Annotated in this window: 4 protein-coding genes and 1 pseudogene; 2 read left to right on the forward strand and 3 right to left on the reverse strand. The window is 51.5% G+C overall.

What is annotated here, in order from left to right; all coding sequences use genetic code 11:
• A pseudogene (locus tag ACTH3S_RS18180) lies at nt 1–230 on the reverse strand (AMP nucleosidase); the annotation flags it as partial.
• A gap of 234 nt (nt 231–464) precedes the next feature.
• On the opposite strand from ACTH3S_RS18180, the gene ACTH3S_RS18185 reads away from it, so the two are divergent.
• On the forward strand, nt 465–1400 hold the full coding sequence (locus ACTH3S_RS18185) for a succinyl-CoA synthetase subunit beta (protein ID WP_441810418.1): 936 nt from the start codon (nt 465–467) through the stop codon (nt 1398–1400).
• A gap of 17 nt (nt 1401–1417) precedes the next feature.
• On the opposite strand, the gene ACTH3S_RS18190 is transcribed toward ACTH3S_RS18185, so the two are convergent.
• The gene (locus ACTH3S_RS18190) at nt 1418–2179 is read right to left on the reverse strand and encodes a metallophosphoesterase family protein (RefSeq protein WP_441810419.1); all 762 of its coding nucleotides are present in this window, start codon (nt 2177–2179) and stop codon (nt 1418–1420) included.
• 306 nt (nt 2180–2485) lie between these two features.
• Nucleotides 2486–2818 (reverse strand): VOC family protein, encoded by a 333-nt coding sequence (locus tag ACTH3S_RS18195; protein ID WP_441810420.1) that lies wholly within the window; start codon nt 2816–2818, stop codon nt 2486–2488.
• Between the two features lie 25 nt (nt 2819–2843).
• Between ACTH3S_RS18195 and ACTH3S_RS18200 the strand changes: the two genes are divergently transcribed.
• Complete coding sequence (locus ACTH3S_RS18200) at nt 2844–3026, forward strand: hypothetical protein (RefSeq protein ID WP_441810421.1); 183 nt, start codon at nt 2844–2846, stop codon at nt 3024–3026.
• The last annotated feature ends 313 nt before the right edge of the window (nt 3027–3339 follow it).

Genomic DNA, 3339 nt, shown 5'->3' on the forward strand with positions numbered 1-3339 from the left:
GCGTAGGCACGTATGCTGCTGGGCACCTCGCCCTGGGATTGATAGGTCAGGCGCAGCTCTGGGTAACGGAAGGCACTTTGGGCATCCTGCGGCAGCTGGCGATCCTTAATATACTGCTTCAAAGCCGCGCGCAGTGCGCTGGTTGCTTGCTCATACAAGGCAGCAAGGCAATCAACCGCCGCTTCAGGGGTGGTCACTTCAATAAAATCATCAGTATAAGAACGTGTCACAGCAAGCCTCAGAGTTGTTTAACTGCCTTCATATTGCCTGCTGTAGCGGCTGCCGCCAAGCACCAGCGGTGCCTTTTGGCGTCCGGGTGTATTAGTTTTGTATTTCTTGCACTTTCCTTTTTTAATAGAACTTAGAAAATCGAATTATCCCTTATTGATCTGATTTTGAGAGCTCGTATTGTAGCCTTACCAAAGGCTGTGCCTGCCTATCACCCAGCCTTACAGGAGCTGATATTGGGTTATAAAAACGACTCCACGCACTGGGGCTCCAGAATCACCTTGGCGGGCCTGACTTTGGCGTTGTTCCCTTTATTTTTCATCGGGGGCCCGGATTGGGCTAACGGCCTGTTTTATGAAGCCGTGTGGAACCTGGGGCATATCCTGTTCTTCTTTCTGATAACACTGTTACTTCAGCCGCAACGCAAACTTGGTGGCTGGCGATTAGCCACTGTCACCACTGTAGTGGTACTTGTTTCGGGCGGGCTGATTGAACTGGTACAGAGTGAGATAGGCCGCCAGATTGATTGGCACGATATGCTGCGCAATTTAGTAGGTGCGTGGCTGGCACTAACGTGTCTCTCATGGCCACAAAAAAAATCACCCGCCGTGTGGCTGACCCGTATTGGTGTGGTCACATTGTTGCTATGGGAGCTTTGGTTCGTGGTCGCCATCGGTCACCAACAGGGGCAGATAACCCGACAGATGCCGCAACTCTATAATTTCGCGGCTACCAATGCTCAGTTATTTTGGAATGGTAACGTACAGCGCTCCACACGCTTTGCCGATTCGGTCGGCAATCAGTTCAGCCTGCAAGTGAACCTCGCAACCAAAAAGTACTCAGGGGCATCGCTGAACAATTTAGCGAGCGACTGGAGTATCTACCAGAACTTGGTGCTAACATTGTTTAATCCCGAGCAAACACCACTAAGCGTGGTCTTACGCATCAACGACCGCTCCCACGAGCGGGGTGGCAATGCGCATGAAGACCGTTTCAACACCCGACTTGTCATCGACCCGGGAGTGAATCGCTTTACTGTGAGTTTGGCCGATGTTCAGCAAGCCCCCGCAACACGCCTGATGGACATGACCGATATTCGCCGGCTCATTATCTTTACGTCAAATCAGGCAACAGCCACCACAGTCTATCTGCTTGAATTGAGCCTTTATTAACGGCGCAGGGTATGCGCTTACACCTCAATAACCCTATCTGCAGCAAACAGTGGCGGCTCATATTCGTTCGGGTAGGCGCCTGGGTTAGCGAATACGCGAGTGCCTTCAACCTGCAGATCAACGGGTTCGTGAACGTGGCCGTGAACCCACAGGTTCATCTTCCCCATCAGTGCCCGCAATTCCGAAGCGAAAGCCGGTGATAGCGAGTCCCCCTGATACTTTGGTGGAATACACTCTGGTAACGGGGCATGATGGCTAATCACCACCCTTGGTCCAGAGCAGGGCTCGCTTATCTCTGCTTCAAGCCAGGCCATGGCTTCGGCATGCAACCTCTGGCTTTCTTCAATAGAGAACACCTCGCCCGTTGGCTGCTCAATAATGCGGAAATCCGGCATAAACGCCAGCGCACGCTTTTCCGTCTGTAAAGGATCATAGTCGGGCTGGTCGGTATACAGGCCAAAATCTGTCCATAATGTAGTGCCATGAAAGCGCACGCCGCCAATGGTCACCGTATCGTTATCAAGCAGGTGGATTCCCAGGCGCTCAGCTTCGGCACGCAAGGCTTTGCGCGTGTCGGGCATGCTTGTTCCATAGAACTCATGATTGCCCGGAACGTAGATAATCCCCTGCCCGGCAAACCGTTCCGCCGCCCAGGCCAGGCCTTCCGTTGTACGATGAATATCCCCGGCGAGGATAACCACATCGGCGGCCACATCGGGCAATTCGCGACCTTCCCGAAAACACTCTACGTGTAAATCGGACAGTATTCGTAAGCGCACAATTTTATCTCCTTGGGAAACCAGAGCCACACAATAACCTAACGTTCAAACAAATGAAGTGGTCAAGCATTTCATGACAACTTAGTGACCTACACCTGACACCAAAAAAATTCGGTTCATTGCTCCTCCAGCCCATCGGGATTTTCAATAGCCTTCTTTTCGGCCGATGTCAGGCGGCGCTCAACCTCATTGTTGATAGCGTGCTCTTGCGAGATCTGCGGATCAGGGCGAAGGCGATTTCCTGCTTTCTCGAGTCGCCATTCTGGGCAATTAGATAACAGGCGTAACGGGTCAACATGATGTCACTTATTCATTGCCATTCGAGTCGTTGAAATGAAAACGACGACCACCAGGAAAAGTGAAAATATCCTGAACGATTGTCCCGCCAGACAGCTTCACTTTATCGAGAGTGGCTTTCAAATCGGCACTATAGAGCACAACCAACACACTTCCGCTGCTGGTCGTAGCCACATGGTCTGACTTGAAGAACCCGCCATCCAGACCAGCGTTCTGAATTGCTACGTACTCAGGGCCATAGTCGATAAACGACCACCCAAATGCATCACCAAAGAACTTCTTTGTTGCTTCAAGGTCTCGTGAAGGCATTTCCACATAGTTGATTTTACCGGTCTCTTTCACGGGCTTCTCCCGGATGGATAGATCTATGAACCTTGTTAAAGCTGAACAGTCCAAGGGGTTACCCCGAATCCTTGCCGAGCTAGTCTTTTTTGTCGATCGTTATCTCAATCGATTTGCTGTTACCCGCGAACCACTTCTGAACATACAAAGTGCCCACGATAGGAGCCGTGCCTTCATCAGGGACTTCCCAATGGTGAACGACGAATAGCCCTTAGGGCGCCGAGCAATTCCCAATATTCGCAAGCACACAGTTTTATCTCCTAGGCAGAGCTACCTCAACGGTCTTGCCTCCGTAGCCGAAGCGTTGATCACGACCTTGAATGACAACGGGCTTTGGAACTTTGACCGCATGGAGACTTCTGGTGAAGGGCTGCTCGGCGGCGTGATCGTGCAGAAGTATTCGTTCGCCATAGAGCGTGCCATCCTTTCCCATCACCCGAAATGCATCGGCATAGCGTTGTGGCGTGGTAATCCCCCCATTTTAAGAGGGTGTCAAAAGTAGAGTTCAGGCCACCATGGCC

It is taken from the genome of Marinobacter sp. (assembly GCF_052094685.1).
Lineage (GTDB): Bacteria > Pseudomonadota > Gammaproteobacteria > Pseudomonadales > Oleiphilaceae > Marinobacter.